The sequence below is a fragment of the Streptomyces sp. NPDC002328 genome, from assembly GCF_042890065.1.
GTDB lineage: Bacteria > Actinomycetota > Actinomycetes > Streptomycetales > Streptomycetaceae > Streptomyces.
On sequence record NZ_JBIARQ010000002.1, the window covers coordinates 269,879 to 296,325 of the forward strand.

Below are 26,447 nucleotides of genomic sequence, written 5' to 3' on the forward strand. Positions count from 1 at the left end.
TTTGTTTTTTTTTTCATAATTTATTATCCCCCCGGGGGGGGGGGGGGTTTTGGGTGTGGGGGGGGGGGGGGGGGGGGGGTTGGTTTTTTGGGGGGGGGGGGGGGGGGGGGGGGGGGGGGGGGGGGGGCCCCCCCCCCCCCCCCGCGCCGGGTGCACGGAGCCGTAGGTACGGGGGGAACCCCGGCTCCATGCGAGGGCCGATGACCAGTCGGCTCACTTCTTACTGCGCCGGGGGCTCGGAAAACGTCACACCTGGGCCGGAAAATTTTCTACGGGGCGGGAAATCGCAGGTCAGGGGGTTGCGAGGACGTCGGGTCGGGCGTTGCGAGGTCGTTGGGGACGGGTGAGGGTCGGGCGGGTCGGTGTCCTAGTGACCGCTGCCGCCCCGGCCGCCGCCCTTCCCACCCTGACCGCCCCTGCCCTCGCCCTTGTCGCGGTTCTTGTCGCCGGCGCCGCCCTTGTCGCCCTCATCGGAGTTGCCTGAGTTGCCTGAGCTGCCGGACTTGTCACCGTGGCCGGAGTTGCCGCCGCCCCAGCCACTGCCCCAACCGCCGCTCGCGCCACCGCCACCGCCGTCGCCGCCCCAGCCGTTCTGCCCCTGACCCTGGCCCTGCCCCTGGCCGCCGGTCTTGCCCCCGCCGCCGGGGACGGTGAGGACGTACGCGCAGTACACCGGCACACGCCAGAAGCCGCCCGCGGCGCTCTCCAGGCCGCGGCGGCGCTCGTGGTGCAGGACCTTGCCGTCGCGCAGGTCACGGCAGGCCGAGGTCACGCCGGCCGGCCAAGTGCCGTCGTCATGGGCGTCGGGGGCGTCGCCGCCGCTGCCCTTGGCGTTCGCCCCGGCGCTCGGGGCGGCCGGGGCGCCGCTCGCGGTGCCGCCGGGGGCGTCCGGGGCGACCTGGTCGCTCCGGTCCACGCCCGGTGCATGCGAGGGGGACCCGGACGGGGAGGGCGAGACGGACGGACGGGACGGTCCGGGGGTCGCGGCGGCGGAGACGGAGGCGACGGGGCCCGGCTCGGAGTCGTCGAAGGGGGCGGGGAGCAGCCCCGCGCCGGCAGCGGCGGCGACGCCGCCGGCCATCCCGACGGCCAGGGCGGCCGCCGCCCCCAGACGGACGGTCCTGCTCCGCCGCGACGGCTCCCGCTCGGGCCGTCCGGCGCCGATCCGCACCACGTCGGCGTCGTCACCGTCACCGGCGTCGTCGGAGGCGGCCGTGCCGGGGCGGGAGGAGACCCGGGCCGCACGGAAGGCGGACAGCGCGGTCGCCTCGCCGGCGGACTCGAGGGAGTCGCGGGGCTCGCGGGATTCGACGTAGACGGTCGCGGGCGTCGTACGGTCCGCCTGGATCTTGCGGAAGGCGGCGAGGGCCGCCGCCTCGCCGGGGAGTTCCTCGTCGGGCGGGACGGGCGGGTCGGAGAGGGCGGCGAGGGCGTTCAGGGTGCGGGCGAGGCGTTCGGCCTCGTCACGGTGGGCGGGGGCGACAGCGTTGTCCGGCACGTCGCCGGACAGCAGCCGCTCCGCCGTACGGCGGTCCAGCCATCGGCCGCCGGGCCGTCGGCCGGGTCCCCGGCGCGCGGCGGAGCCGCTGGGGGACTCGTCGTCCCCCGGGAAGACACAGCGCTCGTCGGCCATCACATGTCCTTCTGCGTCCGCACGTACGCATGCGTCACACCGGCGGACGTCACCGCGCGGGCGCGCGCCTCTCGCTGCGGCGGCAGTGCGTCGAGGACTCCGGCCGTCTCCGGGTCGTCGCCGAGCAGCTCGGCGAGCTTCTTCAGCCCACGGTGCGCGGCGGTGCGTACGGCGCCGGGCCGTTTGCCGAGCGTCTCGGCGGCGGTCTTGGCGTCGAGGCCCACGACGACCCGCAGGACGACGGCCTCGGCCTGGTCCTGCGGCAGCCGGGCGATGAGGTCGAGCGTGCGGCCGGTGACGAGGGCCTCGATGGCCTCCCCGGCGGTGTCGGACTCGGCGGCGCGGCCGTTCAGCTCCGTCTCGTCGCCGCCGACGGCGGGCCGCCGTCCGCGCATCCGGATGTGGTCGAGGGCGCGGTTGCGGGCTATCCGGGCGGCCCAGCCGCGGAAGCGGTCGGCGTCGCCGCTGAACCGCTCCAGGTCACGGGCTATCTGGAGCCAGGACTCGGAGGTGACGTCCTCCGCCTCCAGGTCGCCGACGAGGGTGCGGACATAGCCGAGGAGCCGCGGGTGCACCGCGCGGTACACAGCCCGGAACGCGGCCTCGTCCCCGTGCTGTGCCGCAAGCACCGCGGCGGTCAGCTCCGCGTCGTCCCCCACGTCGTGGTTCCTCGATCGATGATGGCGGTTTCACCGGCCCGCAGATGGTCTCGACTGGTCCGCGGGTCATCGCGGTGTTCCAGCCGCTCCGCCGTCCGGCGCGAAAGGCACGTTACGACCTGAAACCGCTGGTCGTCCATGTCCGTACAAGATGCAACCGACTCGTGACGCGGGGCGGGCGGGCGGTGTGACAGAAAACGCACTCACGGCGCTGTAGAAAGTACGGGCCGCCGCGCGGTCCGTACCGCGCGACGGCCGGGGCCTCTCCTGTGGGGGGTGGCGGCCCCGGTCGTTGCTTCGGTTCAGGGCTCTGCCCTGTGGCGATGCATGACTCCAGTGGCCAACGCGGCCGGCGCGTGACCAACGCGATCAGACACCTCGTCAGATCTTCTCCGGGCCGATGCGCTGAGCCGTCCCGGACGCCGGCTCGGCAACCCCTTCGACGCGACGCTGCCGTACTGCAAGTATCCGCTCCGCCCCTGCGGTCGGCCTGAATCTCCCAGTGATCAGTTGGTGGGGTGGGCCGATAGCGGGTGCCGAGCGACGGAACTCAGTGGGTGGGAACCGGCTTGGACGACGGCAGCCACTCCCGCCTGAGCAGCCCGTAGACCCACGAGTCGGAAACGTCGCCGTTGACAACGCAGTCCTCGCGCAACGTCCCCTCACGCACGAAGCCGAGCTTCTCCAGCACGCGGGCAGAAGCCACATTGCGCGTATCGGCCTCGGCTTGGACGCGATTCAGGTCCAGCGTGTCGAACGCCCACCCCAGCAGAGCGCGCGCGGTCTCGGTCGCGTAGCCGTGGCCCCACGCTGCATCGTCGTAGCAGTAGCCGAGCGATGCGCTGCGGTACTCCGGATTCCACCTGCTCAGGGTGCACCAGCCGATGAACGCCCCGTCGGAGACACGATCCACGGCCAACCGTGCCCCGGTGCCTTCCTGTTCCATCCGCCGGCAAGCAGTGATGAACTTCTCGGCGCGCGAGCGTTCGGTCCACGGTGGCGAGTCCCAGTAGCGCAGGATGTGGGCGCTGCTGTGCAGCGCGAAGAGGTTATTCGCATCCGCGTCTTCGAAGGCACGCAGTCGAAGACGAGCGGTGTGCAACGAGGGGGTGGGCAGCGACGCCCTCATGTTCCCTCCCTGGTCGGTGGCCGACCCATCAGACATCCGATGCGGACCACTCGCAACGGGCTTTCTCGGAGGGCTGGAATAACGACGTGCCCGCTCATCGGCGCGACCGAGCGTCCCCCAGAGGGCGGCACTTGAGGTGATGCCCGGGTTGGCCTTTCGGTTGGGCTGAGCAGGCTGGTTGCGGCCCGCCGGAGGGGCTACGGCCGTGGCGGGGTGAACAGCCCCTGCTCGGTCTCGGCCAGGATCCCTCGCTCGGCGAGCCGCTTGAGCCTCAGGGGGACGTTGTTGATGTTGTCGGGCGCGAGTACCTTCGCCAGCCTCACCTATGGATCGCAGGCGCGCGCCGGTGGCCAGGTACGTGATCCACGACGGTGGCATGTTCACCCCGCCACCGCTCAGATCCCGATCTGCATCTTTCCCCGATCACCTGGCCCGCCTCACACAGCGATGAGCCGAATCCGATCGCCACAGAGTTTGGTCATGTCGTCGATGTCGGACGTCAGCATGACCACGGGCCGCTGTTGCCGCAGGGCAGCCTCGGCCACGGCCGCGTCGATGGCGTACTTGTGACCGTGCAGCCCTGCCCCCATCAACAGCTCCGAGGCCGCCTTCGCCTCCTCGTCCCCCACCGGGATCACCCGCAGGCCGGACAGCAGCCAGCTCAGCCGGGCCTTGTTCGTACGGGCGTGGACGGCCTCGATGATGGTGAGCGAGCAGATCACCGCCTCCATGCCACGGGAGCGCGCCTCCGCGACCAGCGCCACCACCGTCTCGTCATCGGCGAGCAGCTTGGTCAGCCCTTCGCTGTCCAGGACCAGCGTCCCCTCGTGGCTCAGCTTGCGGCGGGCCACTGCTCTTCCTCAGCGAACACCTCGTCGAACACCTGCCGCGCCTGCTGCCGCGCCTGCTCGGAGACCGGCCCGTTGCGGCTCTCGTAGTCGGCCAGATACTCGTCCAGCACGTGCCCCCGCAGCTCCCGCTCGACGGCCGCGGCGATGAACGCGGAGAACTCCCGCTTACCGACCCGCGCCCGGATCGCCTCCGCAGTCCCCTCGGGCAGGGAGAGGCTGACCCTCGTCGCCGGCCCCTCACCGATGCTGTACGTCGTCTCGGACATGACCCCAGTGTGTCAAACGAGTAGGAAACCGGAAAGCCATGCGCGCCCCCACCCGCCCCAGGGGATCTACCAGGGGAGCAAAGGGTGCCTCATGCCCCGTAAGCACGGGCACCGGCGCCTTACGTCAGCACCACCCCGCTGACACGTCAGCCCAGAAAACCCGGACACCCCACTGACTGCGTTCCCTCAGGCCAGAGGGACACATAGGGGTGGGGCCCAGGGGGGCGAACCCATCGTCGTTCCCCCTGATCGCTTATGCATCTCTGCTGGAAGGAGGGGGCCAATGGCGAGGGGTTCCTTCGTGTCACACGACAACGTCAGGTCTGTGACCAGCGCGACCAACGCGTGACCAACGGGTCTGACTCCTCATGCGATCGGCAGGCCCTATGGGCCGACGCGCGAGACAGGTGGACGCCGTCAGTCGCCGTAAAGGGTGGGCAGGTCGACCAGGAGAAGGTCGTCACGGCGATCGGCCAGGTCGACCAGGTCGGGGTAGAAGCCGTGCAGGGAGTACAGGGCCAGCGTGGTGTCGGCGGTGTCGTACCCCTGGTCCGTGAGCAGGGAACGGATGCGTTCCAGGCGTTCCAGGTCACCGGTCCCACGGCGGGCGGCGGTCGCCTTGGCCTCGCCCAGCAGCGCGATCCTCGCGCGGGGAGCCTGCGGGCGCTCGCCGGCGGCCAGGGCGATGACGTCGACCTCGTGCTTCGTCCGGGCGGCCTGGTCGGCGACCTCGGTGGTGCCGACCGGGCCGGGCAGTCCACCGGGCAGCAGGGTGTGGGCGTAACGACGGGTGAAGTCGCGGGCCAGGTCCTCGAAGTGCGGCCCGAGGATCTTGGAGTTGAAGGTCGGAGCAGCCTGCTGCCACACCTGCTCGGCGAAACCCTGCTCCACGGCGGCGGCCTGCGGGAGGGTGATGAGCTGGTTGAAGCGGATCACGGGGTCGGCGAGCGTGATGACGGGGTGCCTGGAGCGGAGGATGTCCTGTTCCCGCCGGATGTAGCCGGTGGACTCCAGCACTCCGAGCGGGTGAGCGACGGCGTTACGCGGGCGCTCCAGAGCGGCTCCGATCTTGCTGGGGGTGGTGGCGCCCTGCGCGATCGCGGTGAGGATGTCGTAGTACAGCGTGTGCTGGGTGATCCTCGGGTCCTCACGCAGCAGGTACTCGGTCTCGGTACGCGAGTACACCGCCCGGCCCGGATCGAGCAGCGTCCGGGTGAGCCAGGTGTCGAAGCCGTCGTCCGGATGCGGCCGGCCGGCCACCGGCCGGTAGCCGGGGGCCCCGCCCAGGACCGCGTGCACCTTCAGTGCGGTCAGCGGGTCTGCGATCTGCCAGAAGGTCCGGCTGTCCCGGTAGTCGAAAGGCCCCAGCCGTAGATCGACCACGGCTCGGCCCCGCAGCGGCTTGGTCCCCGAGAGCAGTTCGTGCATGACGCTCATCGCGGAGCCGCACAGGATCAGCCGCGGTCCCGGCCCGGCATCGGCCGGGGCACCCCGCTGGCGCTCGTCGTAGAGCTGTTGCAGCAGCCCGGGGATTTCCGGCGAGTGCTGGAGCAGGTACGGCAACTCGTCGATCACCAGGAGCGGGCGTGCCGAACGGGCCGTCACCTCAAGGGCGTTGGACAGGACGTCACGCCAGTCGGTCAAACGCAGGCTTCCTGGCCGCAGGCCGGCGTGGGCGGCGACCGCGTCGCTGAACCGCTGGATCGCGGGCAGCCGCCCCTCCTCCCGGACCGCTGTGACGTACAGGCCACCGACCTGCTCGGACAGAGCCTGCAGAAGGTACGACTTCCCGTGCCGTCGCCGCCCCGACACGATGCCGAGGCGCATCGCCGGATCCGGATCGGTGAGGAACTCCGCAAGAAGATCCCACTCCCGGTCCCGGTCGACCACGTCGTCCGGCTTGGTCGGCAGGCCCTTCTTCACTCGCCCTCCCACACATCGACTGTGACGGAATACGTCTAAGTCTACTTCGACGAAAAGCGTCGTACTGGGTTTCGTCACCGTCGTCGGCGGCGACTACGCCGCCGCCAGCTCGCACCACACGTACTTGCCCCGGTGGCCGAACCTGGAGAGGGGCTGCCAGCCCCACAGGTCGGAGCAGGCCGTACGAGGGCCAGTCCCCGGCCCGCCTCCGCTTCCGCGAGTTCCTCGAACTTCCCCGGCGGCTCGGGCGGCCCCGGGTCCGCGTCCCACGCGCCGATCCGCAGCACGCCCTCCCGGCAGCGCACACCGAGGGCGGCGGGCCCCTTCTGGTGCCGCACGGCGCTGCCGACCAGCTCGGCGGCGAGCAGCTCCGCGGTGTCGACGAGGCCGATGAGTCCGTGCAGGGTGAGAACGAGCCGGAGGGTACGGCGACTGACGGTGACAGCGCGGAGGTCGTTGGGGATGAAAAGGGAGTACTCCCAGGAGTCCTCGAATTCGGGCATGCGGCAACTCCGTTCGGCAGGTGGGTGGTTGCGGTCGGCGGGCGGTGTCATGCCGCAGCCGTCATGGCAGGACGGGGCGGTGCGCTTCCGGTTCCCGGTGATTTCGCAGCGTGTGCGTCGCGTCACCGACGGTAGGTCATAAATTTCAGGCGACGCAAGGTGATCCCGTAACCTGACGCCCGAAAGAGTCGTCCCGACAAGGTGGTTGAAGGCGAGAGGAGGTCCATGGCGACCAGACGGGAGCCGACGGCGCGCCAGGTGCGCCTGGGAGCCGAACTGCGCAGGCTGCGCGACGCCGCCGGCCTCAAGGCGACCGAGGCGGCGAGCCTGCTCGGCGTGAGCTCCGTCCAAATGAGCCAGATCGAGTCCGGCGTCTCCGGCGTGAGCGAGCAGCGCGTACGCCGGCTCGCCGCGAACTACGCCTGCGCGGACGAGGAGTTGCTCGCGGCCTTGGTGGCCATGGCGACCGACCGGACGCGCGGCTGGTGGGAGGAGTACCGCGGCCACCTGGCGACGCCGTTCCTCGACCTGTCGGAACTGGAGCACCACGCCCGCTACCGGTGGGACGTGGACTTCCTGCATGTGCCGGGCCTTCTGCAGACCGAGGACTACGCCCGGGCGCTCTTCACCTACGTGAACCCAGAGTTCCCGGACGACGAGGTCGCGCGCTGGGTGGAGCACCGGATGAAGCGGCGGGTGGTCATCGAACGCCCCACCCCCATCCCGTACGAGGCCGTGATCCATGAGGCGGCACTGCGCATCACCGTGGGCAGCCGTGCCGCAATGCGCGCTCAACTCCACCGCGTCCTGGAGCTCTCCGAGGTCGGTCACGTCACCGTGCGCGTCATCCCGTTCGATCTGGAGGGCTTCGGCGGTGCGGGAAGCGCCATGGTGTACGCGGGCGGCCCCGTACCCGAGTTGGACACCGTGGTGCGCGACCACCCCCATGGCACGGCGTTCATCGATGCCCGAGCCCAACTCGGCCGCTTCCGAACACTCTTCCGTAGGCTGGAGGACGAGTCACTCGATGCGGAACGTTCGCGTGACCTCATCCACGGGCTGACGAAGGAGCTGTGAGGCCATGACTCCCCTCACCTGGAAGAAGTCGTCGTACTCCGGCGGCGGCGAGGGCAACGCCTGCGTCGAGATCGCCCACCACCACCCCCAAGTCGCCGTCCGAGACTCGAAAACCCCCACCCACCCCACCCTCACCTTCCCCGCCCCCACCTTCACCGCCTTCATCGAGGCGCTGAAGCGGCACCCCCGCTGAGGTTCCTGACAGCCCCGGGGACCGAGCCGAGCAGAACACGGGCGCGCGGACCCCCACCTGTCCGGACACCGGAGGCACACCCCTACGGTTCGACGATGTGACGCAGGTCCGGTAGTGCCGCTCAAGACGGCGGTCTTTTCCACCGCGTGAACTCGCGCGCAATGGACACACAGATGACCTTGTCTCACCGCTGACGCCCGTTCCGGGCACGGTCCACAGAGCCGGAACACGACTGTGCGTCACGGCACAGCAGGCGGAGTGAGCCGTGGCCGGCGAAGCAGCGGCGGGATTCGTCTATCGGGTCCCACAGGCGGCCGTCGGGGGTGCGGATCCAGTGGTCGCCGCCCGTCGCCCACCACTCCGCGCCGGTCTCGCGGGCGATCACCTCGCCCGCGTACGCGCCGAGGCCGCGCAGGACGCCCTCCACGGCGGCGTACGGCGGGGCCTCGCGCCGCAGGTCCTCGATCATCCGGTCGACGCGCCACAGGCTCTGCGCCGAGTAGTCGAGGCGCAGTCGTGCGCCCTCGCGCAGCGTGGAGACGGCGTCGGCCGCCCACCGCACGGGTTTCACGGCGGCCTGGGGACGTCCCTGAAGGGCGGGCGGGGGCTGGGTCAGGGTCTGCGGGAATCCGGTCGTCGCGCTGGTCATGCAGGGATCATGTGCGGAAAGGACAGCGTTCGTCACCAGGCCGGAGGCCCGGACGCGCCGGATTTCCCGGACCGGTGCAGGACCGCCCCACCTCCCCCGCGGCACGGGCACAGGAACCCCGTATTCGGCCTGTCGTCCAGAGTGGCTCAGCTCCGCCCGCGGGCCCGGCGGGAGACCACCGCGCGGAGTATGCGGCGGCCCTCCGTGGACTCGCCCAGGGCCCGGCGCAGTCCGCCCGCGCCGTGGGCGGCGAGGACCTCCAGGACGTTGGTCTGGCGGCGGAGTTCGGCGGCGGCCAGGGGCGGCATGCCCTCCGTGGCGCCCGCGCGGCGGGAGTCCAGCGGGGTCGGGTCGGCGGCGGGGTCGAGGAGCCGGTGGATCCGGAGCGCGGCGATCGAGCAGGCGTCGGCCCACTCCCGCAGTTCGGCGGCCGAGCGGGCCGTGGGGGCCGCGTCAAGCATGCCCCGCGCCAGCAGCACGGCATCGCCGCCCCCGCCGTCACCGCTCCCGCCCACGCCCGCGCCCTCGCCGTCGTCACAGCCGCCGCCGACGGAGTCCAGCTTGCCGCGGATCTGGTCCAGCAGGTCGCCCCAGCCCCCCGGGTCCGAGTCGTCCGTCAGGTTCCCCCACAGCGGGCGCAGGATCTCGTCGTCGCCGCCGAGGAGCGGCACGCATCGGTCCAAACAAGCCAGTCCGCTCGCGGCCAGGCCGCGTTCGTCCGCCGTGGCGATGAGGTCCACCACGCTCATGCACGCCTCCCTCCCCCGGGCCCCATCCTTACGGAGCCCGCAGTTCCCCTCACTGCGTGCGACAGCCAGGGAGTGTCAAAGCGTGCACGGTGAAACGGATCAGCGCAAGATTCCAGCCAACTCCGACCGGCCCGGACACCGGCCCGGACACCGGGCCGGACACCGGGCCGGACAAGGTCCGGACCAGCCTCGGCAAGGCCCGTTCACGGTTCAGCCCAGCCGGTCCGCCAGCGCCTTGAACTGCGTCCACGACAGCTGCGGCGCCCCCGGATCCCACAGCTTCTGGACCGTCGCCCGCAGCGGCATCCGGATGCCGGCCGCGACCTGGTCCTGCGTCTGGGAGTTCGCGAGGTCGCACCAGACGGCGAAGGTCCCGCCGAGTATCTGGCCGTCGTACTTCGCGGGCACCGCCGTGCTGCCGCGCAGCACCCGCGGGGTCCACTGCTCGTAGATCCGCTGTCCCGTCGGGTAGACGAACGTCTGCGGCTCGCCGAGGACGTAGTACAGGTACTCGTCGTTGTAGTTGATCACCTTGCGGCCCGTGCTCAGGTACGCGACGGGCGGCCGCGCCCCGATCTCCTTGCCGGTCCAGTAGGCGACCACCAGGTCGTCCGCGGCCTTGACCGACGTCTGCCGGAAGAAACCGTCGTTCCACGCGCGCATGGTCCGGTCGTGGGCGCGAACCGTGTCGGCGCGGGCGTTGAGCCAGCCGGTGGCGAGGTCGGCGACGCCGGCGCCGGACCCGTAGGCCTTGCGGGCGGCGGCGGCCAGCTGCGGGTAGGAGGCCTCCGGGTCGGAGACGGTCAGCGCCTGGTACTCGTCGCCGCCCAGATGCCACTGCGCGCCGGGGAAGAGCCCGGCGTACTCGTTCAGCAGGTCGTCCAGGAGCTCGCCGGAGGCGTTCTTGGAGATGTCGATCGCCCCGCGCGTGGGGACGCCCCGCACGTTGCGCAGTTGCAGCTCGGGGTGGGCGTCGAGGACCGCGCCCAGGTGTCCGGGCGAGTCGATCTCGGGGACGACGGTGATGTGCCGGCTCGCCGCGAGGTCGACGATCCGCTTCACCTGCGCCTTCGTCAGATGCTTCGCGGAGACGATCTCGGGGTGGGTGTCGGACTCGATCCGGAAGGACTGGTCGTCGGAGAAGTGCAGCCCGATCTCGTTGTACTTCAGGTCCCCCAGCTCGCGTACACGGTCCTCGATCCAGTCGGCCGTGAAGTGCTTGCGCGCGATGTCGAGCATGAACCCGCGCTGCGGCTTGGCCGGCTCGTCCCGTACGACGCCCTCGGGGGCCGTGCCGCCGCCGTGCACCTCCTGCTTCAGCGTCCGCGTGCCGTAGAACACCCCGGCGTCGGACGGCCCGCTGACGGTCACCTGCCCGCCCCGCACGGTCATCGTGTACGACTCCGGGTTCGCCCCGGCGCCCTTGTTCAGCGCCAGCCGCAGGTCTCCCGCGCGCGTGTCGTCCTGCTCGCCCGCGTACGTCATCTTCAGCTCGCCGGCGATCAGCCGGCCCTCGTCGGCCAGGCCCGCGTCGCTCACCACCACCCGCTGCCCGGCGGCCGGACGCCAGCCGGGACCGCGCGCGGCGGTGTGGGCGCGGACCGCGGGTATGGTCCGCGGCGGCTGCGAGAGCGCGTACGACCGGCTCGGCGTCGGTGCGCCGGCCGCCCCGGGGCCGGACGCGGACGGATCGCCGCCCGCCGACGCGCCGCCGCCCTCGCTGGTCTGCCGCGCCGCCGCGCCGGCCGGCGCCCCGCCGTCCCCGTCGCCGGAGGCCCACACGCCCACCCCGGCTCCGAGAACGACGACGAGACCGCCGGCCAGCAGGGCCCGCCGCGCGACCGTCTGCTGCGGGTTCCTCTCCGGCGCCCGGCGCCGGTGCCTGTGCCTGTGCCTGCTCACCCAGCCAACCTACGACCCGAGCGCGAGCCAAGCGCGCCGAAGGGGGTCCCGGTCCCATCTGAAACTCTCCCGTGCGGGTGAAATTCGGGCATCCAACGGACACGTCATGACCACTCTCGATAACGTGAGGTCACACCCTTCACAACATCCCCTGACACGCCACACGTGACCCGAGGACCCACGCTGTCTGCGCACCGCCTCTCCCGCCCGCCGGGCCGCGCCGCCATACCGACGCTCCCCGAGCAGCCCCGCGTCCCCTCCCCCGCGCTGGAGGGGTTCAACGGCGCACCCGCCGACGAGGCCCACCGCACCCTCCTCACCTGCCTGAACAGCCTCCGCTGGGCCCGCAGCATCGCGGAGCACCGCCCCTACCCAACCCCGGACGCCCTGCTGGCCGCGTCCGACGAGGCGGCGTACGACCTGACCGCGGCCGATCTCGCCGAGGCCCTGGCCGCCGAATCCCTCCCCGCCCTCCCGGAGGACGCCTACGGCGCCGCCCACACGGCCCTCCGCGCGGCCCACGCCGCCTACGAGTCCCGCTTCGGCCACGCCTTCGTCCTCTACCTCGGCGACACGCCCCCGGCGGAGACCCCCGACCACATCCTGGTAGCCATCCGATCACGATTGACGAACGATCCGGAGAGAGAGCGAGAGGTAGCGGCCGAGGAACTCCGCCGCCTGGCAAGAGGACGGTTGGTCACCCACCTAAGGGGCGCGGGGCTGTAATCAATGTGCGGCCACCGCCGCGTGAGCGCGACCAGCCACAACGCACCCGCAGACGGCAAGTAACAGCACAAACCACCCCGGATGCCGCCCACGCTCACCCAAACGCGTGCCACTTTGATCACACCGGTAGGCCCCCCGTAAGCCCAGCGGCAGCGCGTCGCTACGATGCTGGGGGCCGGTGGACCGTACCCGGCCGGGCCCGTCCGACACCGAAGCCGGCAGGCCCCAGTCCCCGCTCCCGGAGGGTTCTTCCGTGCCGGCTGGAACGCTGTACCGCGGCCGGGAAGGAATGTGGTCCTGGGTGGCTCATCGAGTCACCGGCGTCCTCATCTTCTTCTTCCTGTTCGTACACGTGCTGGACACCGCACTCGTGCGTGTCTCCCCCGAGGACTACGACAAGGTCGTAGCCACGTACAAGACGCCGATCGTCGCCGTGCTGGAGTACGGCCTCGTCGCCGCCATCCTCTTCCACGCGCTCAACGGCCTGCGTGTCATCGCCGTCGACTTCTGGTCGAAGGGCCCGCGCTACCAGAAGCAGATGCTCTGGTCCGTCGTGGGTATCTGGGTCGTGCTGATGATCGGGGCGATCTACCCCGTCCTCGGCCACGCCGCTCGTGAAGTCTTCGGGAGCTGAGACAGATGGCGACCACTGAAACCACCGCGTCCGGGATCGGCCCCGTCGAGGGCGGTTCCCTGTACGGAGTCGACAACCCGGCCCCCCTGATCGAGGCCCCGCGCAAGCGCACCAAGAAGTCCCCGAAGTCGACCCGGGGCAACTTCGAGATGGTCGCGTGGCTGTTCATGCGTCTGTCCGGCATCGTGCTGGTCGTGCTGGTCATCGGCCACCTGCTGATCCAGCTCGTGCTGGACGGCGGCGTGTCGAAGATCGGCTTCGCCTTCGTGGCCGGCCGCTGGGCGTCCCCGTTCTGGCAGGTCTGGGACCTGCTGATGCTGTGGCTCGCGATGCTGCACGGCGCCAACGGCCTGCGCACGGTCATCAACGACTACGCGGAGCGCGCGAACACCCGGCTGTGGCTGAAGGGCCTGCTCTACACCGCCACGGTGTTCACCATCCTGCTGGGCACGCTGGTGATCTTCACCTTCGACCCGAACATCCGCTAGGCACGGGGCTGCGAGAATCATGAAGATCCACAAGTACGACACCGTCATCGTCGGCGCCGGCGGCGCGGGCATGCGCGCGGCCATCGAGTCGACGAAGCGCAGCCGCACCGCGGTGCTGACCAAGCTCTACCCCACCCGCTCCCACACGGGCGCCGCGCAGGGCGGCATGGCCGCCGCGCTGGCCAACGTGGAGGAGGACAACTGGGAGTGGCACACCTTCGACACGGTCAAGGGCGGTGACTACCTGGTCGACCAGGACGCCGCCGAGATCCTGGCGAAGGAGGCCATCGACTCCGTCCTCGACCTGGAGAAGATGGGCCTGCCGTTCAACCGGACGCCCAACGGGACCATCGACCAGCGCCGTTTCGGCGGTCACTCCCGCAACCACGGCGAGGCCCCGGTCCGCCGGTCCTGCTACGCGGCCGACCGCACCGGCCACATGATCCTCCAGACGCTGTACCAGAACTGCGTCAAGGAGGGCGTGGAGTTCTTCAACGAGTTCTACGTTCTGGACCAGCTGATCACCGAGGTCGACGGCGTCAAGAAGTCGGCCGGCGTCGTGGCGTACGAGCTGGCGACCGGTGAGATCCACGTCTTCCAGGCGAAGGCCGTGATCTACGCCTCCGGCGGCTGCGGCAAGTTCTTCAAGGTGACGTCGAACGCGCACACCCTGACCGGCGACGGCCAGGCGGCCGTGTACCGGCGCGGGCTGCCGCTGGAGGACATGGAGTTCTTCCAGTTCCACCCGACCGGCATCTGGCGCATGGGCATCCTGCTGACGGAGGGCGCCCGCGGTGAGGGCGGCATCCTGCGCAACAAGGACGGCGAGCGCTTCATGGAGAAGTACGCGCCGGTCATGAAGGACCTCGCGTCCCGTGACGTCGTCTCCCGCTCGATCTACACCGAGATCCGCGAGGGCCGCGGCTGCGGTCCCGAGGGCGACCACGTCTACCTGGACCTCACCCACCTGCCGCCGGAGCAGCTGGACGCCAAGCTCCCGGACATCACCGAGTTCGCGCGCACCTACCTGGGCATCGAGCCGTACACCGACCCGATCCCGATCCAGCCCACCGCGCACTACGCGATGGGCGGCATCCCGACGAACGTCGAGGGCGAGGTGCTGGTGGACAACACCACCGTCGTCCCCGGCCTGTACGCCGCCGGCGAGGTCGCCTGCGTCTCCGTGCACGGCGCGAACCGGCTGGGCACCAACAGCCTCCTGGACATCAACGTGTTCGGCCGCCGGGCCGGCATCGCGGCGGCGGAGTACAGCCAGAAGGCGGACTTCGTCGAGCTCCCGGAGAACCCGGAGTCGCTGGTCGTCGAGCAGATCGAGCGGCTGCGCTCGGCCACGGGCAACGAGCGGGTGGCGGAGCTGCGTCGCGAGCTCCAGGAGACCATGGACGCGAACGTCATGGTGTTCCGCACCGAGCAGACGATCAAGACGGCGGTGGAGAAGATCGCCGAGCTGCGCGAGCGCTACCGGAACGTGTCGATCCAGGACAAGGGCAAGCGGTTCAACACGGACCTGCTGGAGGCCGTCGAGCTGGGCAACCTGCTGGACCTGGCCGAGGTCATGGCGGTGTCGGCGCTGGCCCGCAAGGAGTCCCGCGGCGGTCACTACCGCGAGGACTACCCCAACCGCGACGACGTCAACTTCATGCGTCACACCATGGCGTACCGCGAGGTCGGCGACGACGGCACCGAGACCGTCCGCCTCGACTACAAGCCGGTCGTCCAGACCCGCTACCAGCCGATGGAGCGTAAGTACTGATGGCAACTCCCGTTCTGGACAAGGCCGAGACCCCCGATCCGGCGTCCGCGGCCTCCCCGTACATCACCGTCACCTTCCGGGTCCGCCGGTTCAACCCGGAGATCTCGGCGGAGGCGACCTGGGAAGACTTCCAGCTGGAGATCGACCCCAAGGAGCGCGTCCTCGACGGTCTGCACAAGATCAAGTGGGACGTCGACGGCACGCTGACCTTCCGCCGCTCCTGCGCGCACGGCATCTGCGGCTCGGACGCGATGCGGATCAACGGCAAGAACCGCCTCGCGTGCAAGACGCTGATCAAGGACATCAACCCCGAGAAGCCGATCACGGTCGAGCCCATCAAGGGCCTCACGGTCCTGAAGGACCTCGTGGTCGACATGGAGCCGTTCTTCCAGGCGTACCGCGACGTCATGCCCTTCCTCATCACGAAGGACACGAACGAGCCCACGCGTGAGCGTTTCCAGACCGCCGAGGACCGCGAGCGCTTCGACGACACGACGAAGTGCATCCTCTGCGCGGCCTGCACGTCCTCGTGCCCGGTCTTCTGGAACGACGGGCAGTACTTCGGCCCGGCGGCCATCGTCAACGCGCACCGGTTCATCTTCGACTCGCGTGACGAGGCCGGCGAGCAGCGCCTGGAGATCCTCAACGACCGTGACGGCGTGTGGCGTTGCCGCACGACCTTCAACTGCACGGACGCCTGCCCGCGTGGCATCGAGGTCACCAAGGCGATCCAGGAGGTGAAGCGGGCGCTGATCACGCGCCGCTTCTGAGGCCTCGCGCCCCTGACACGCCGAGGGCCCCGCTCCTGTACTGGAGCGGGGCCCTCGGCGTGGGTGACGGGCGCTCAGCCGCGCAGGACGCGGCCCTGCTTGTCGGTGCGGTCGTTGCTCGTGAGGAACAGGATGCCGTCGATCAGCGCCCAGATGCCGAGGCCACCGCAGGTCAGGAGCTGGGCGATGCCGACGCCGACGGAGCCGACGTAGAAGCGGCCGATGCCGAGCGTGCCCAGGAACAGCTGGAGGATGCCCGCGACGATCTTCGACTTGTCGGAGTAGGGACGGCCCAGCGGGTCGACGCCGTAGGGGGCCTCAGGGGTGGGGACGGTCATGAGAACTGCTCCTGGGTTCACTGCGAACGGGGACGCCAGGAGGGATGCGCGTGAGAGAACACGCGCGTCGACCGTGCATGGACATGCAAGAACGCCCCCCTGTGAGGGGTGAGCCTAGAGAGGCGAGTGGGGTGAAAGGGAGTAGGAAGGAACGATCGTTCCTATTCCGTGATCAAATCCGGCCAAGAGCCGTTGAATTGGAGACTTTCACGGTCGCGCCCGTTTGATCTCAGTAGACGTTGCGTACGACGGTCCAGGTCACGGCCAGGCCGAGGACGACGGCCTGGGCGGTGCGGCCGAGCCGGAGCGGGCGGCGCCGGCCGTGCAGGCCGTCCCAGATCCAGCGGCCGAGCAGGGCCAGCGCCCAGGGCGAGGCGAGCAGCAGCGCGCGGTTGTCGAGCCAGGCCTGCGCGAAGTGGCCGTGCATCAGGTCGTAGGTCATGCGGGTGCCGCCGCAGGCGGGGCAGAGCAGCCCGGTGACGAACCGGAACGGGCACTGGGGCAGGAGGTGTCCGCCCTCATGCGGGTCGGTGACGTACAGGTAGGCGGAGCCGACGGCTCCGGCGGCGAGCACCGCGAGGGGTGCCGCCGCCGGGTGCCGGAGGAGGGAGCCGCGCTCCCCGCCCGCCAGGTCAGCCACGCAGGATCCGGCCCTGGGCGTCGGTCTTGTCGTTGCTGGTCAGCAGGATGATGCCGTCGACGAGCGCCCAGATGCCGAGCCCGCCGCAGGTGAAGAGCTGCGCGAGGCCCAGCCCGACGTGGCCGATGTAGAACCGGCCGACGCCGAAGGTGCCCAGGAAGAGCTGGAGGATGCCGGCGACGATCTTCGACTTGTCGGAGTAGGGCCGCCCGTAGGGGTCGTATCCGTAGGGGGCGTTGGGGTCGCCGGTGGGGTAGGCGCCGCCGGGCGGCGGGTACGCGCCCTGGCCGGCGTAGGGGCCGCCGGGCGGCGGGTAGCCGGGCGGCTGCTGGCCCTGCTGCGGGTACCCGTAGGGGCCGCCCTGCGGGTAGCCGTACCCGGGCTGCTGCTGGGGCGGCTGCTGGGGGTACTGCGGCTGTTCGCTCAAGGTGATGTCTCCTGAGACCGGATGATCGGATGTAAGACACAAGAGGTGAGTGCAGGTCATCTTGCAGGAGAAAGGGCGGCGGTGAGAAGCCGGGTCCGGTAAGGGCGGGTGAGGGAGGGATTCCGCGGGGCGGGACTCCGGCGGAGCGTCCGCGGGCAATCACCGGTTGTCGTCCGACTCGCACTTATTGTGACGTTATGTCAGATGACGAGTCCTACGAACTGCTCGGGTTCGACAACGTACTGCTGCCCGTCGGGGATCTCGGCGAGGCCGTGAGCTTCTACGAGCGGGCCGGGTTCGCGGTGGCGTTCCGGTTCGACGAGGCCGGGATCGCGCTGCTGGGGGTCGGGGGCGAGACGCCCGGCGTCCTGCTGCGGCAGGAGGAGGCCCTCGGGCACCGTCCGCCGCCGTGGGCCTGTCCGCGCGTCTGGCTGGAGGTGCCGGACGCGCGCGCGGCGGCCCGGCGGCTGTCGTCGGCCGGCATCCCTCCGCTGGACCCGCCGGCCCAGGTGGCCACCGGCTGGACCGTCGAGATCGCCGACCCCTGGGGCAACGTCCTCGGCTTCACGGACTACTCCAAGCGCCCGGAGCTGGGCCGGGCGTGAACCCGTCCGGGTTCCCTCACCTTTTCGGTTGAACGCGTTCAAAAACAGGTCTAGAGTCGTCCCACGACAGCGTTTTGAACGCGTTCATAAAAGGTGGGGATCATGGACCGCACAGTCATCGCGTACGTCATCTACCTGGTGGTCAGCATCGCTCTGACCGTCTGGGTGGCCCGTACCCTCAGCCGCAACGGGCGGGTCTTCCTCGCGGACGTGCTGCACGGGAACGAGAAGCTCGCCGACGCCGTCAACCACCTCCTGGTGGTCGGCTTCTACCTCGTCAACCTCGGCTTCGTCGCGCTGTACCTCAGCGGGGACGAGACGATCCAGGACACCCGCCAGATCTTCGAGGCCCTGTCGACCAAGCTGGGCGTGGTGCTGCTGGTGCTCGGCGTGATGCACCTGGGCAACGTGTACGTGCTCAGCCGGATCCGGCGGCGCGGGATCATGGAGCGCGAGCAGCTGCCGCCGGTCGCCCCGCAGGGCTGGGTCGCCCCCACCGGCCGGGCGTGAGCCCCGTGCGGGACTCGCAGGCCGCCGTCGGCCGGGACGCCGCCCGCGTCCCGGTCCGGCGGCTCACCGTCCTCTACGACGCCGGGTGCTCCCTGTGCGCCTTCCTGGGCGACTGGCTGCGGCGGCAGCCGCAGCTGGTGCCGGTGGAGCTGGTGCCGGCGGGCTCCGCCGAGGCGACCGCCCGGTTTCCCGGGCTCGACCACGCCGCCACCCTCGAGGAGATCACCGTCGTCGGCGACGCGGGGCAGGTCTACCGGGGCGCCGACGCCTGGATCGTCGTCCTGTGGGCGCTGCGCGAGCACCGGCCCCTCGCGCACCGGCTGAGCACGCCCGCGGGGGCGAGGCTGGCCCGGGGCGCGGTGCTGGCCGCCGCGAAGTGGCGCGGGACGCAGTGGAACAGACGCCCCGAGTGGGGCGGAGGCGCGTACTACGCCGCCGACGGCTGGTCCTTCGACCCGGCCCACGGCTGGACCTACACCCCGCCCTCCTGTGCCGGCGGCGCGTGCGCGACTGACTAGGCTCTCTCCGTGTCCGCGAACCACGACGGCCCCGCCGAGGCCGATGCACCGTCCGAGCCCTCCGAGTCGGGCGGGGCCGTCGCCAGGTCCAAGTCCGAGCAGACCCGGGCGCTGATCCTGGAGACGGCGATGCGGCTGTTCCAGGAGCGCGGGTACGACAAGACGACGATGCGGGCCATCGCCCAGGAGGCCGGGGTCTCCGTCGGCAACGCGTACTACTACTTCGCCGGCAAGGAGCACCTGATCCAGGGCTTCTACGACCGGCTCGCCGCCGAGCACCGGGAGGCGATCCGGGGGGTGCTGGAGCGGGAGACGAGCCTGGAGGCCCGGCTGGCGGGGGTGCTGCGGGTCTGGCTGGACGTGGCCACGCCGTACCACGAGTTCGCGGTGCAGTTCTTCAAGAACGCCGCCGACCCGGACAGCCCGCTCAGCCCCTTCTCCTCGGAGTCGGAGCACGCGCGCGTGGAGGCGATCGCCGTCCACAAGGAGGTGCTCGCCGGGTCGAAGGCGAAGGTGCCGGAGGAACTGCGCGAGGCGCTGCCCGAGTTGATGTGGCTCTCCCAGATGGGGCTCGTCCTGTACTGGATCTTCGACCGAACGGAGGGGCGCGAGCGCAGCTACCGCCTCGCGGAGCGCGGCGCACGCCTCACCGCGCGCGGAGTGGCCCTGTCCCGCTTCCGGGTGCTGAGGCCGCTGGTCCACGAGGTGTACGAACTGTTCACGGACTTCCTCCCGGGCATGACGAAGGCCTTCCCCGACCCGGCGAAGAAGCACAACGGCCAGCCGGACCCGGAGGCCGGGGACGAGAACCGGGACTAGGCCGGGACCGGGGCGGGCACGGGCCGGGGACGAGCACGGGCCGGGGACGAGCACGGGCCAGGGACGGGACGAGGCCGAGGGCAGGGGCGGGCACAGGGTCGGGGCCGGGGACCGGGTCGGGGCCGGGGACCGGGACGGGCCGGGGACGGGAACCGGGACGGGGACGGTCGGTTCTAGGGGGAGGCGGGGTGGTCAGGTTTGGCTGTTGGCCAGTATCAGGGCCCATACCGTCTTGCCGTGGCGGCCCCTGCTCCACACACCCCACGCCGCCGCGATGTGCTCCACCAGGTGCAGCCCGCGGCCGTGTTCGTCCCATTCGCCGACCGCACGGGGGCGCGGCTCGTGGCGGCCCTCGTCCGAGACCTCGATGAGGCAGGAGCCGTCGGCGAGGGCGGTCACGGCCACCTCGAACTCCCGCTCCCGCAGCGGCCCGTGGCGTACGACGTTGGTGGCCAGCTCGGAGACGAGCAGCACGGCGTCACCGAGGGCCGGGTCGTCCGGGCCGTGGCCCCAGTCGGCCAGATGGTCCCGCACCCGGCGCCGGGCGAGACCGACGGACGCCGGGTGCCGGGGCAACCGGAAGGCGTTGCGTCTCAGCACGTCTGCTCCTCACCCCGCGCACACCTCCGCCACATGGACCCGCGTCGGGTGACTGCCCGGTGTCACCGGGGCGCATGCCCCGACCGGGCAGCCGGGGTCAGATCCGATCGGGCCGCCGGGGTCAGATCCAGTCCAGCTTCCACAGCCGGAACACGCCGTCGCCGTTCGCCAGATACTGGCCGCCGCCGACATCCTCGCTGGTCAGGACGTACTCCTTGCGCTGCCACAGCGGCACGACCGGCACGTCGTCGGCGATGATCTCCTGGAGTCGGCGGAAGTCCTCGAAGACGCGGCCCCGGTCGGCGTACCGCTGGCTGTCCTTGATGAAGTCGTCGACCGCCTTGTCGCTGTAGCCGGTGTTCATGGTGGAGCCGGTGCCGACCAGCGGCGCGGCGAAGGTGTCCGGGTCGGGGTAGTCGGCGACCCAGCCGACGGCGTACGCGTCGAGCTTGCCGGTCGCCCACCGCTTCTGGAACTCGGTCCACTCGTAGCCCTGGACGGTCACCTTGAACAGCCCGCTGGCCTCCAGCTGCCGCTTCAGCTCCTTCGCCTCCTGCTCCGCCACGCCGCTGCCCAGCCCGTAGCCGTAGGTGAAACGGACCGGGATGCTGACGTCGGCCTGCTGGAGCAGCTTGCGCGCCTTCTCCGGGTTCTGGTCCGGGTAGGTGTCGAAGAACGAGGTGGTGTGGCCGGTGATGCCGGTCGGGATCAGCGAGTACAGCGGGTCGACGGTGCCGTCGTACACGGAGTTCGCGAGCTGCTCGCGGTCGATCAGCCAGGCCACCGCCTTGCGGACACCGGTCTCGTGCAGCGGGGAGCCCGAGCGGGTGTTGAAGTACAGGTTGCGGGTCTCGGAGCTGTCGGCCTCGGTGACGCGCTGCTTCTGGTCGCTGGGGTTGAGGGCGGCCAGCACGCTCGGCGGCAGCTGGCGCGTGGCGGCGTCGACCTCCCTGGCCTTCCACGCCTTGTCCAGGGCCTCGGGGTCGGCGTAGTAGCGCAGTTCGACGGGCCGTCCGGTGCTCACCGCGCCGTGGTAGCGGGAGTTGGGCGTGAGGTCGACGCGCTTGCCCTTGGTGTAGCCGGTGAGCTCGTACGGTCCGGTGCCGTCGACGCCGTCGCCGGCGCGCAGGGCGTCCGCCGGGTAGCGCTCGCGGTCGACGATCGAGCCGGCCCCGGTGGCCACCTTGAACGGGAAGGTGGCGTCCGGCGTCGACAGGTGGAAGGTGACGGTGTCGCCCTGGGCGTCCACCGACTTCAGCGTGGCGAGCAGCGACGCCGGCCCGACCTCGGAGTCGATCTTCTTCACCCGGTCGAAGGAGTACTTCACGTCCTCGGCGGTCACCTCGCGGCCGCTGGGAAAGGTGAGGTCGTCGCGCAGCCGGCACTGGTACATCGTCAGCCCGCCGGCGGCGAACGCGCAGCTCTTGGCCGCGTCCGGCACGGGGGCGGCGCCGCCCGGCTCGTAGGTCAGCAGCGACTGGAAGACGTTGCTGAACAGCGCCCAGGAACCGGCGTCGTAGGCGCCGGCCGGGTCGAGCGAGGTGACGGTGTCCGTCGTGCCGACCGTGATGGTCTTTCCCGAACCGCTCCCCGACGGAAGCAACTGCCAGCCGCCCACTCCGACGACGGCGAGAACCAGCAGTGTGACGAGGATGCGCATGCGAACCGAGCGCATGGTGGTGCCCTGCCCTCCCCGGGCCGTGGGCCCGGCACATGAAAAGTGCCGCTCCCCTTGGCGGCGGGCTCACCCAATCACACGGGTTTCGGCCGGGGAAGAGGAATCGGGCGAGATGAGAAAGAACTTACCGACCGGTTGTTTCGGCCGGGTTTCACAGTTCCTTCTCAGGTTGTGGGCAGGGCTTCTGAGTCACCGTCAGGCCTGGAGCGAGGCCAGCTCGATCACCGTGATGTCGGACTCCGCGCCCACGCGCGTGGGCGGGCCCCAGGCGCCCGCGCCGCGGGAGACGTAGAGCTGGGTGTCGCCGTAGCGTTCGAGGCCCGCGAGGGTGGGGTTCGCGGCGGCGGCGATGAGGTTGCCCGGCCAGAGCTGGCCGCCGTGGGTGTGGCCGGAGAGCTGGAGGTCGACGCCGTGCTCGACGGCGTCGTGGATCTGGACGGGCTGGTGGGCGAGGAGCACGCACGCGCGTGCGGTGTCCCGGTCGCCGAGCGCCTTGACGAAGTCCGGGCCCTGGCCCTCGCTCTCGCCCGCGACGTCATTGACGCCGGCCAGGTCGAACCAGGGCAGCTCCGTGCGCGCGTTCTCCAGCGGGCGCATCCCGAGGCGGCGCACCTCCTCGACCCACTGGCCGGCGCCGGAGAAGTACTCGTGGTTGCCGGTGACGAAGAAGCTGCCGTGACGGGCCTTCAGCTGGGCGAGCGGCGCGGCGGCCGGGCCCAGGTCCTTCACGCTGCCGTCGACCATGTCGCCGACGACGGCGATCAGGTCGGGCTGGGTGCCGTTGATCGTGTCGACGACCTTCTGGGCGAAGCCCCGGCCGAGGACCGGGCCCAGGTGGATGTCGCTGACCACCGCGATCCGGTAACCGTGCGCCGCGCGCGGCAGCTTGGCCAGCGGGACGGTGACCCGCTTCACCTTCGGCCCGCGCAGGACGCCGTAGGTGCCGTGCGCGACGGTCCCCACGGCGGCGGCAGCGGCGGCCCCGCCGATGACGCGGGAGACGAAGAGACGGCGGGAGGGGGTGGCGGCGGGGGTGGAAGGGGTGTCGGACGCGGCGGGGGCGTCGGCGGCGGGCGCTTCCGGTGCGGAGGCGGGCGCGTCGGGGGTCGCGATGGATGCGGTGGCCGGGGCGGCTGCGGTGGGTGTGGCGGATGTGGTGCGTGCGGTGGGCGCGGCTGCCGTGACCGCCGGGGCTTCCGACGTCGTGCCGGTCGGGGCGGCGTCCTCGTGCGCGGCGGCGGTCCGTCCGGACGCCCGGTCGCGTCGCTCCAGGTACCGGAGCAGCAGGGGGCGTACCGCCTCGCCCACGACGACCGCCAGCAGCAGGTATATCGACAGCGCCAGCCACAGGAAGCCCGGCCAGGCCAGGGTCTGCTGGAGCGGGAAGGGGGCGCCGGTGCGTTCGGCGACGAGGGCGCCGATCGCCAGGAGCCAGCCGCCCGCGATCAGCGCCGCGCCGCCCCGGCGGACCCAGCCGGAAGCGCGGGTGGTGTCGCGGAACAGACGACGCCACAGGTACCAGTTGGCTGTCACGAGGACGGCCAGGACGAGCAGCACGAAAAGGATGGCCACGGTGTCGTATTCCCCGCTGTCGGCAGTGTCGGTGGTGGGGAGCGGTTGGGGAGGGGGAGGGGAGTGCGGTGAGGAACGGGGTGGGGAGCGGGGGGTGGGGAGCGGGGTGGGGGCCCGCTGTGACGTACGGCTATGACGTACGGCGCAGTGCGCGCAGTCCGCGCAACCCGATGACCCCGATGGCCGTCCCCAATACGAAGGAGACGACGGCCAGCAGCAGATGCACCCAGAAGTACGCCGTGGGGTCGCCGTCCTCGAATGCCAGCCCGCTGCCGTCCTTGATCAGGTTTTTGACGAAAGTGATCCAGATGACCCAGCTCCACACCCCGAAGGCGAGCAGGAACCAGGACACGGGGCGGCTGAGCTTCATGCCTTCAGTATCGCCGCCCGGTGTCCGGTTCCGTGTCCGGGGTGGGGAGGGGGGCGGGACTTCCCCCCGCACGCCAGGTACGTTCTCCGTCGTGCCCGCACCCTTGAAGCAGACCGTCAGGCGATCCCTGCTGGTCACCTCCGCGACCCTCGCGTCCCTCGTGCTGACCGCGCCCGTGGCCCTGGCGGCCCCGGCGCCCTCACCGTCCGCCCCGGTCTCGCCGTCCCCCTCCGCCGCCCCCTCGGCCGGCGCTTCGCCGTCCGCCGGGGCCTCACCGTCCGTCAAGGCCTCGCCGTCGAGCAGTCCGACGGCCACTCCCCCGGCGGGCATGTCGACCGTGGGCGGCGCCCGCCTCGGACAGGCGGGGGCGCAGGTCGACCTGGCGGGCGGCGCGCCGGTGCTGCCGAAGAACATCACCGCCCGGTCGTGGATCGTCGCGGACGCCGAGTCGGGCGAGGTGCTCGCCGCGCAGAACTCCCACTGGCGGCTGCCCCCGGCGAGCACGCTGAAGATGCTGTTCGCGGACACCGTGCTGCCGCGCTTCCCGCGGACCCAGCAGCACAAGATCGAGCCGAAGGACCTGGAGGGCCTCGGCGCCGGTTCCAGCCTGGTGGGGATAAAAGAGGGCGAGACCTACTCGGTCCACGACCTCTGGATGGGCGTGTTCCTGATGTCCGGCAACGACGCCGTGCGCGCGCTGTCGTCGATGAACGGCGGCATCCCCAAGACGGTGACGGAGATGAACGAGCACGCCGAGGAGCTCCAGGCCCTCGACACCTACGTGGTCTCGCCCGACGGCTACGACGCTCCCGGCCAGGTCTCCTCGGCGTACGACCTGACGCTGATCGCCCGCTCCGGGCTCCAGAAGAAGGACTTCCGGGAGTACTGCTCGACCGTGCGGACCAAGTTCCCGGGCGAGACGAAGAAGGACAAGAAGGGCAAGACGTCCCGCGGGACGTTCGAGATCCAGAACACCAACCGGCTGCTGCGCGGCGACTACGACATCTCGCAGTACCAGGGCATCGCCGGCGTCAAGAACGGCAACACCACCAACGCGGGGGCCACCTTCACCGGGGTCGCCGAGCGCAACGGCCGGGTGCTGCTGGTCACGGTGATGAACCCGGCGAAGGACGCCCACAACGAGGTCTACAAGGAGACCGCCGCCCTGTTCGACTGGGGTTTCCAGGCGGTCGGCAAGGTGCGGCCGATCGGTGAGCTGGTCCCGCCGAAGGGGGCCGCGCAGTCCAGCGCCCAGCCCGGGGCGACCGCCTCGGCCGGGTCCGGCGAGGACGCCTCGGCGGGCGGGCAGGCCGGCGGCGCGGGGAACGTGTCCGAGAAGCCCGTGGCGGGGGCGGTGACCGAGAAGGGCGCCGGGGGCGTCGGGGTCGCGATGGCGATCACCGGCGGGGTGCTGGTGCTGCTCGCAGGGGCCGCGTACCTGGTCAACCGCCGTTGGCCGCTGCCGGACCTGGTGCGCCGCCGCCGCTGACCTCGCCGGGGCCGGGACCGGCGTCCCGGCCCTCGCCCTTGCCGGCGCCCTCGCCCTCGTCCGCCTCCTTGCTGGGCGTCGCCGTCCACGCGGCGCTGAACAGGACCAGCTTCGAGGTGAAGTTGATCCACAGCAGCAGGGCGATGGGCACGCCGAACGCGCCGTACATGCTCTTCGTGGCGACGCCCTGCATATAGCCGCTGAGCAGCAGCTTCAGCAGTTCGAAGCCGACCGCGCCGGTCAGCGCGGCCACGAAGAGACGGCGGCGGGTCGGCTCGACGCCGGGCAGCAGGGTGAGGACGTACAGGAGCAGCAGGAAGTCCGCGAGGACGGCGACGAGGAACGCGGCGACGTGCAGCAGGACGCCGCCCCAGCCGCCCTCGTCGATGCCGAGCTGCCGGGTGATCCAGCCGACCATCGCGGAGGCGACGGTGGAGGCGGCGAGGGTGAGCAGGACGGCGCCGCCGAGGCCGAGGAGGATGCCGAGGTCCTTGGCGTAGCGCACGACGGGGTTCTCGTCCTCGTCGGGCACCTCCCAGACGGCGCGCAGGCACTCGCGGGTCGAGCCGGCCCAGCCGACGCCGGTGAACAGCAGGGCGGCGGCGGCGATGAGGCCGACGGTGCCGGCGTTCTGCACCAGGCCGTCGATGTTCAGCTGGTCGGAGATGCCGGGCACCTGCTCGGTGAGCTTGTCCTGGAGCTCGTCCTGCCGCTCCTTGCCGAGCGTGGCGGCGGCGATGGTGGCGGCCAGGGTCAGCAGCGGGAAGAGCGCGACGAAGCTGGTGAACGTCATCGCGGCGGCGAGCCGCGTCCACTTCACCCGGTCCAGCCGCTCGTACGACCGCCACGCGTGCGTGGCCATCAGGCGCGTGACGAGCGGCCCGATTCCGGGGAGCTTTTTCAGCCAGTCCATGATCCGACTCTGCCCTCGTTGATCCGGCCGATGCGCCGAACG

Annotated in this window: 30 protein-coding genes and 1 pseudogene; 12 read left to right on the forward strand and 19 right to left on the reverse strand. The window is 71.0% G+C overall.

Annotated features, from left to right (window positions below):
- Positions 1-367: 367 nt before the first annotated feature.
- The 8 genes and pseudogenes from ACFYX4_RS07535 to ACFYX4_RS07570 form a co-directional block, all read right to left on the reverse strand.
- Positions 368-1,633, reverse strand: a complete 1,266-nt coding sequence (locus tag ACFYX4_RS07535) for a hypothetical protein (protein WP_389327497.1) — start codon at positions 1,631-1,633, stop codon at positions 368-370.
- A complete protein-coding gene (locus ACFYX4_RS07540; protein ID WP_389327500.1) occupies positions 1,633-2,292 on the reverse strand; it encodes an RNA polymerase sigma factor in 660 nt (219 codons plus the stop codon). The genes ACFYX4_RS07535 and ACFYX4_RS07540 overlap by 1 nt, the downstream gene beginning before the upstream one ends.
- Positions 2,293-2,842: 550 nt before the next feature.
- A complete protein-coding gene (locus tag ACFYX4_RS07545) occupies positions 2,843-3,421 on the reverse strand; it encodes a GNAT family N-acetyltransferase (protein ID WP_389327503.1) in 579 nt (192 codons plus the stop codon).
- Between the two features lie 197 nt (positions 3,422-3,618).
- Complete coding sequence (locus tag ACFYX4_RS07550; protein WP_389327506.1) at positions 3,619-3,744, reverse strand: hypothetical protein; 126 nt, start codon at positions 3,742-3,744, stop codon at positions 3,619-3,621.
- Positions 3,745-3,858: 114 nt separating this feature from the next.
- The gene (locus tag ACFYX4_RS07555; RefSeq protein WP_389327509.1) at positions 3,859-4,272 is read right to left on the reverse strand and encodes a DNA-binding protein; all 414 of its coding nucleotides are present in this window, start codon (positions 4,270-4,272) and stop codon (positions 3,859-3,861) included.
- Complete coding sequence (locus tag ACFYX4_RS07560; RefSeq protein WP_389327512.1) at positions 4,254-4,538, reverse strand: hypothetical protein; 285 nt, start codon at positions 4,536-4,538, stop codon at positions 4,254-4,256. The genes ACFYX4_RS07555 and ACFYX4_RS07560 overlap by 19 nt, the downstream gene beginning before the upstream one ends.
- Positions 4,539-4,955: 417 nt before the next feature.
- Positions 4,956-6,461, reverse strand: a complete 1,506-nt coding sequence (locus ACFYX4_RS07565; protein ID WP_389328632.1) for an ATP-binding protein — start codon at positions 6,459-6,461, stop codon at positions 4,956-4,958.
- Between the two features lie 93 nt (positions 6,462-6,554).
- Positions 6,555-6,964, reverse strand: a pseudogene (locus tag ACFYX4_RS07570) (ATP-binding protein).
- 225 nt (positions 6,965-7,189) lie between these two features.
- On the opposite strand from ACFYX4_RS07570, the gene ACFYX4_RS07575 reads away from it, so the two are divergent.
- Both ACFYX4_RS07575 and ACFYX4_RS07580 read left to right on the forward strand, forming a co-directional pair.
- Positions 7,190-8,041 (forward strand): helix-turn-helix domain-containing protein, encoded by an 852-nt coding sequence (locus ACFYX4_RS07575; RefSeq protein ID WP_389327515.1) that lies wholly within the window; start codon positions 7,190-7,192, stop codon positions 8,039-8,041.
- A 4-nt stretch (positions 8,042-8,045) separates the two neighbouring features.
- On the forward strand, positions 8,046-8,234 hold the full coding sequence (locus ACFYX4_RS07580; protein ID WP_389327518.1) for a DUF397 domain-containing protein: 189 nt from the start codon (positions 8,046-8,048) through the stop codon (positions 8,232-8,234).
- 184 nt (positions 8,235-8,418) lie between these two features.
- Here the strand turns inward: ACFYX4_RS07580 and ACFYX4_RS07585 are convergent, their stop codons facing one another.
- The 3 genes from ACFYX4_RS07585 to ACFYX4_RS07595 all read right to left on the reverse strand — a co-directional run bounded on the left by ACFYX4_RS07585 (position 8,419) and on the right by ACFYX4_RS07595 (position 11,456).
- Positions 8,419-8,883, reverse strand: a complete 465-nt coding sequence (locus tag ACFYX4_RS07585; RefSeq protein ID WP_389327521.1) for a hypothetical protein — start codon at positions 8,881-8,883, stop codon at positions 8,419-8,421.
- Between the two features lie 146 nt (positions 8,884-9,029).
- Positions 9,030-9,632 carry a hypothetical protein gene (locus tag ACFYX4_RS07590; protein WP_389327524.1) on the reverse strand — a complete coding sequence of 201 codons (603 nt, stop codon included), beginning with the start codon at positions 9,630-9,632 and terminating at the stop codon, positions 9,030-9,032.
- A gap of 210 nt (positions 9,633-9,842) precedes the next feature.
- A complete protein-coding gene (locus ACFYX4_RS07595) occupies positions 9,843-11,456 on the reverse strand; it encodes a glycoside hydrolase family 20 protein (RefSeq protein ID WP_389328635.1) in 1,614 nt (537 codons plus the stop codon).
- A 243-nt stretch (positions 11,457-11,699) separates the two neighbouring features.
- On the opposite strand from ACFYX4_RS07595, the gene ACFYX4_RS07600 reads away from it, so the two are divergent.
- The 5 genes from ACFYX4_RS07600 (at position 11,700) to ACFYX4_RS07620 (ending at position 15,926) form a co-directional block, all read left to right on the forward strand.
- A complete protein-coding gene (locus ACFYX4_RS07600) occupies positions 11,700-12,260 on the forward strand; it encodes a 2-oxo-4-hydroxy-4-carboxy-5-ureidoimidazoline decarboxylase (RefSeq protein WP_389327527.1) in 561 nt (186 codons plus the stop codon).
- A 253-nt stretch (positions 12,261-12,513) separates the two neighbouring features.
- On the forward strand, positions 12,514-12,894 hold the full coding sequence (gene sdhC / locus ACFYX4_RS07605) for a succinate dehydrogenase, cytochrome b556 subunit (RefSeq protein ID WP_389327530.1): 381 nt from the start codon (positions 12,514-12,516) through the stop codon (positions 12,892-12,894).
- A 5-nt stretch (positions 12,895-12,899) separates the two neighbouring features.
- A complete protein-coding gene (locus ACFYX4_RS07610; protein ID WP_389327533.1) occupies positions 12,900-13,382 on the forward strand; it encodes a succinate dehydrogenase hydrophobic membrane anchor subunit in 483 nt (160 codons plus the stop codon).
- A 19-nt stretch (positions 13,383-13,401) separates the two neighbouring features.
- Positions 13,402-15,156 (forward strand): succinate dehydrogenase flavoprotein subunit, encoded by a 1,755-nt coding sequence (gene sdhA / locus ACFYX4_RS07615; protein ID WP_389327536.1) that lies wholly within the window; start codon positions 13,402-13,404, stop codon positions 15,154-15,156.
- A complete protein-coding gene (locus ACFYX4_RS07620) occupies positions 15,156-15,926 on the forward strand; it encodes a succinate dehydrogenase iron-sulfur subunit (protein WP_389327539.1) in 771 nt (256 codons plus the stop codon). The genes sdhA and ACFYX4_RS07620 overlap by 1 nt, the downstream gene beginning before the upstream one ends.
- 74 nt (positions 15,927-16,000) lie before the next feature.
- Here the strand turns inward: ACFYX4_RS07620 and ACFYX4_RS07625 are convergent, their stop codons facing one another.
- From ACFYX4_RS07625 to ACFYX4_RS07635, 3 genes are all read right to left on the reverse strand, one after another.
- Positions 16,001-16,264, reverse strand: coding sequence for a TM2 domain-containing protein (locus ACFYX4_RS07625; protein ID WP_389327542.1), 264 nt, complete (start codon positions 16,262-16,264; stop codon positions 16,001-16,003).
- A 229-nt stretch (positions 16,265-16,493) separates the two neighbouring features.
- Positions 16,494-16,904: a DUF2752 domain-containing protein gene (locus ACFYX4_RS07630; RefSeq protein WP_389327545.1), complete on the reverse strand. Its 411-nt coding sequence runs from the start codon at positions 16,902-16,904 to the stop codon at positions 16,494-16,496.
- Positions 16,897-17,331, reverse strand: a complete 435-nt coding sequence (locus tag ACFYX4_RS07635; RefSeq protein ID WP_389327548.1) for a TM2 domain-containing protein — start codon at positions 17,329-17,331, stop codon at positions 16,897-16,899. The genes ACFYX4_RS07630 and ACFYX4_RS07635 overlap by 8 nt, the downstream gene beginning before the upstream one ends.
- Positions 17,332-17,528: 197 nt before the next feature.
- Here ACFYX4_RS07635 and ACFYX4_RS07640 point away from each other — a divergent pair, with 197 nt between their 5' ends.
- The 4 genes from ACFYX4_RS07640 (at position 17,529) to ACFYX4_RS07655 (ending at position 19,783) form a co-directional block, all read left to right on the forward strand.
- Entirely contained in the window at positions 17,529-17,936 is a 408-nt protein-coding gene (locus ACFYX4_RS07640) for a VOC family protein (protein ID WP_389327551.1), read from the forward strand.
- Between the two features lie 102 nt (positions 17,937-18,038).
- The gene (locus ACFYX4_RS07645) at positions 18,039-18,446 is read left to right on the forward strand and encodes a hypothetical protein (RefSeq protein WP_389327554.1); all 408 of its coding nucleotides are present in this window, start codon (positions 18,039-18,041) and stop codon (positions 18,444-18,446) included.
- Positions 18,443-18,964 (forward strand): thiol-disulfide oxidoreductase DCC family protein, encoded by a 522-nt coding sequence (locus ACFYX4_RS07650; RefSeq protein ID WP_389327557.1) that lies wholly within the window; start codon positions 18,443-18,445, stop codon positions 18,962-18,964. The genes ACFYX4_RS07645 and ACFYX4_RS07650 overlap by 4 nt, the downstream gene beginning before the upstream one ends.
- 9 nt (positions 18,965-18,973) lie before the next feature.
- Complete coding sequence (locus ACFYX4_RS07655) at positions 18,974-19,783, forward strand: TetR family transcriptional regulator (RefSeq protein ID WP_389327559.1); 810 nt, start codon at positions 18,974-18,976, stop codon at positions 19,781-19,783.
- A 192-nt stretch (positions 19,784-19,975) separates the two neighbouring features.
- Here ACFYX4_RS07655 and ACFYX4_RS07660 read toward each other — a convergent pair whose 3' ends face one another.
- The 4 genes from ACFYX4_RS07660 to ACFYX4_RS07675 form a co-directional block, all read right to left on the reverse strand.
- Positions 19,976-20,383, reverse strand: a complete 408-nt coding sequence (locus ACFYX4_RS07660) for an ATP-binding protein (RefSeq protein ID WP_389327562.1) — start codon at positions 20,381-20,383, stop codon at positions 19,976-19,978.
- A 121-nt stretch (positions 20,384-20,504) separates the two neighbouring features.
- Positions 20,505-22,043: an ABC transporter substrate-binding protein gene (locus ACFYX4_RS07665; RefSeq protein ID WP_389327564.1), complete on the reverse strand. Its 1,539-nt coding sequence runs from the start codon at positions 22,041-22,043 to the stop codon at positions 20,505-20,507.
- A gap of 213 nt (positions 22,044-22,256) precedes the next feature.
- The gene (locus tag ACFYX4_RS07670; protein WP_389327566.1) at positions 22,257-23,633 is read right to left on the reverse strand and encodes a metallophosphoesterase; all 1,377 of its coding nucleotides are present in this window, start codon (positions 23,631-23,633) and stop codon (positions 22,257-22,259) included.
- A gap of 130 nt (positions 23,634-23,763) precedes the next feature.
- The gene (locus tag ACFYX4_RS07675; RefSeq protein WP_389327569.1) at positions 23,764-24,003 is read right to left on the reverse strand and encodes an SCO4848 family membrane protein; all 240 of its coding nucleotides are present in this window, start codon (positions 24,001-24,003) and stop codon (positions 23,764-23,766) included.
- A gap of 91 nt (positions 24,004-24,094) precedes the next feature.
- Here ACFYX4_RS07675 and ACFYX4_RS07680 point away from each other — a divergent pair, with 91 nt between their 5' ends.
- Positions 24,095-25,492, forward strand: a complete 1,398-nt coding sequence (locus ACFYX4_RS07680; protein ID WP_389327572.1) for a D-alanyl-D-alanine carboxypeptidase family protein — start codon at positions 24,095-24,097, stop codon at positions 25,490-25,492.
- On the opposite strand, the gene ACFYX4_RS07685 is transcribed toward ACFYX4_RS07680, so the two are convergent.
- Positions 25,446-26,405: a YihY/virulence factor BrkB family protein gene (locus ACFYX4_RS07685; protein WP_389327575.1), complete on the reverse strand. Its 960-nt coding sequence runs from the start codon at positions 26,403-26,405 to the stop codon at positions 25,446-25,448. The genes ACFYX4_RS07680 and ACFYX4_RS07685 overlap by 47 nt on opposite strands.
- Positions 26,406-26,447 lie beyond the last annotated feature (42 nt).

Bases quoted from the DNA above. Each gene is read 5' to 3' on its own strand.
- sdhA (WP_389327536.1), top strand. From the start codon at position 13,402: ATGAAGATCCACAAGTACGACACCGTCATCGTCGGCGCCGGCGGCGCG.
- ACFYX4_RS07585 (WP_389327521.1), bottom strand. From the start codon at position 8,883: ATGACCAGCGCGACGACCGGATTCCCGCAGACCCTGACCCAGCCCCCG.
- ACFYX4_RS07640 (WP_389327551.1), top strand. From the start codon at position 17,529: ATGTCAGATGACGAGTCCTACGAACTGCTCGGGTTCGACAACGTACTG.
- ACFYX4_RS07620 (WP_389327539.1), top strand. From the start codon at position 15,156: ATGGCAACTCCCGTTCTGGACAAGGCCGAGACCCCCGATCCGGCGTCC.
- ACFYX4_RS07665 (WP_389327564.1), bottom strand. From the start codon at position 22,043: ATGCGCATCCTCGTCACACTGCTGGTTCTCGCCGTCGTCGGAGTGGGC.
- ACFYX4_RS07560 (WP_389327512.1), bottom strand. From the start codon at position 4,538: ATGTCCGAGACGACGTACAGCATCGGTGAGGGGCCGGCGACGAGGGTC.
- ACFYX4_RS07610 (WP_389327533.1), top strand. From the start codon at position 12,900: ATGGCGACCACTGAAACCACCGCGTCCGGGATCGGCCCCGTCGAGGGC.
- ACFYX4_RS07625 (WP_389327542.1), bottom strand. From the start codon at position 16,264: ATGACCGTCCCCACCCCTGAGGCCCCCTACGGCGTCGACCCGCTGGGC.
- ACFYX4_RS07545 (WP_389327503.1), bottom strand. From the start codon at position 3,421: ATGAGGGCGTCGCTGCCCACCCCCTCGTTGCACACCGCTCGTCTTCGA.
- ACFYX4_RS07575 (WP_389327515.1), top strand. From the start codon at position 7,190: ATGGCGACCAGACGGGAGCCGACGGCGCGCCAGGTGCGCCTGGGAGCC.
- ACFYX4_RS07645 (WP_389327554.1), top strand. From the start codon at position 18,039: ATGGACCGCACAGTCATCGCGTACGTCATCTACCTGGTGGTCAGCATC.
- ACFYX4_RS07675 (WP_389327569.1), bottom strand. From the start codon at position 24,003: ATGAAGCTCAGCCGCCCCGTGTCCTGGTTCCTGCTCGCCTTCGGGGTG.
- ACFYX4_RS07685 (WP_389327575.1), bottom strand. From the start codon at position 26,405: ATGGACTGGCTGAAAAAGCTCCCCGGAATCGGGCCGCTCGTCACGCGC.
- ACFYX4_RS07535 (WP_389327497.1), bottom strand. From the start codon at position 1,633: ATGGCCGACGAGCGCTGTGTCTTCCCGGGGGACGACGAGTCCCCCAGC.
- ACFYX4_RS07590 (WP_389327524.1), bottom strand. From the start codon at position 9,632: ATGAGCGTGGTGGACCTCATCGCCACGGCGGACGAACGCGGCCTGGCC.
- ACFYX4_RS07580 (WP_389327518.1), top strand. From the start codon at position 8,046: ATGACTCCCCTCACCTGGAAGAAGTCGTCGTACTCCGGCGGCGGCGAG.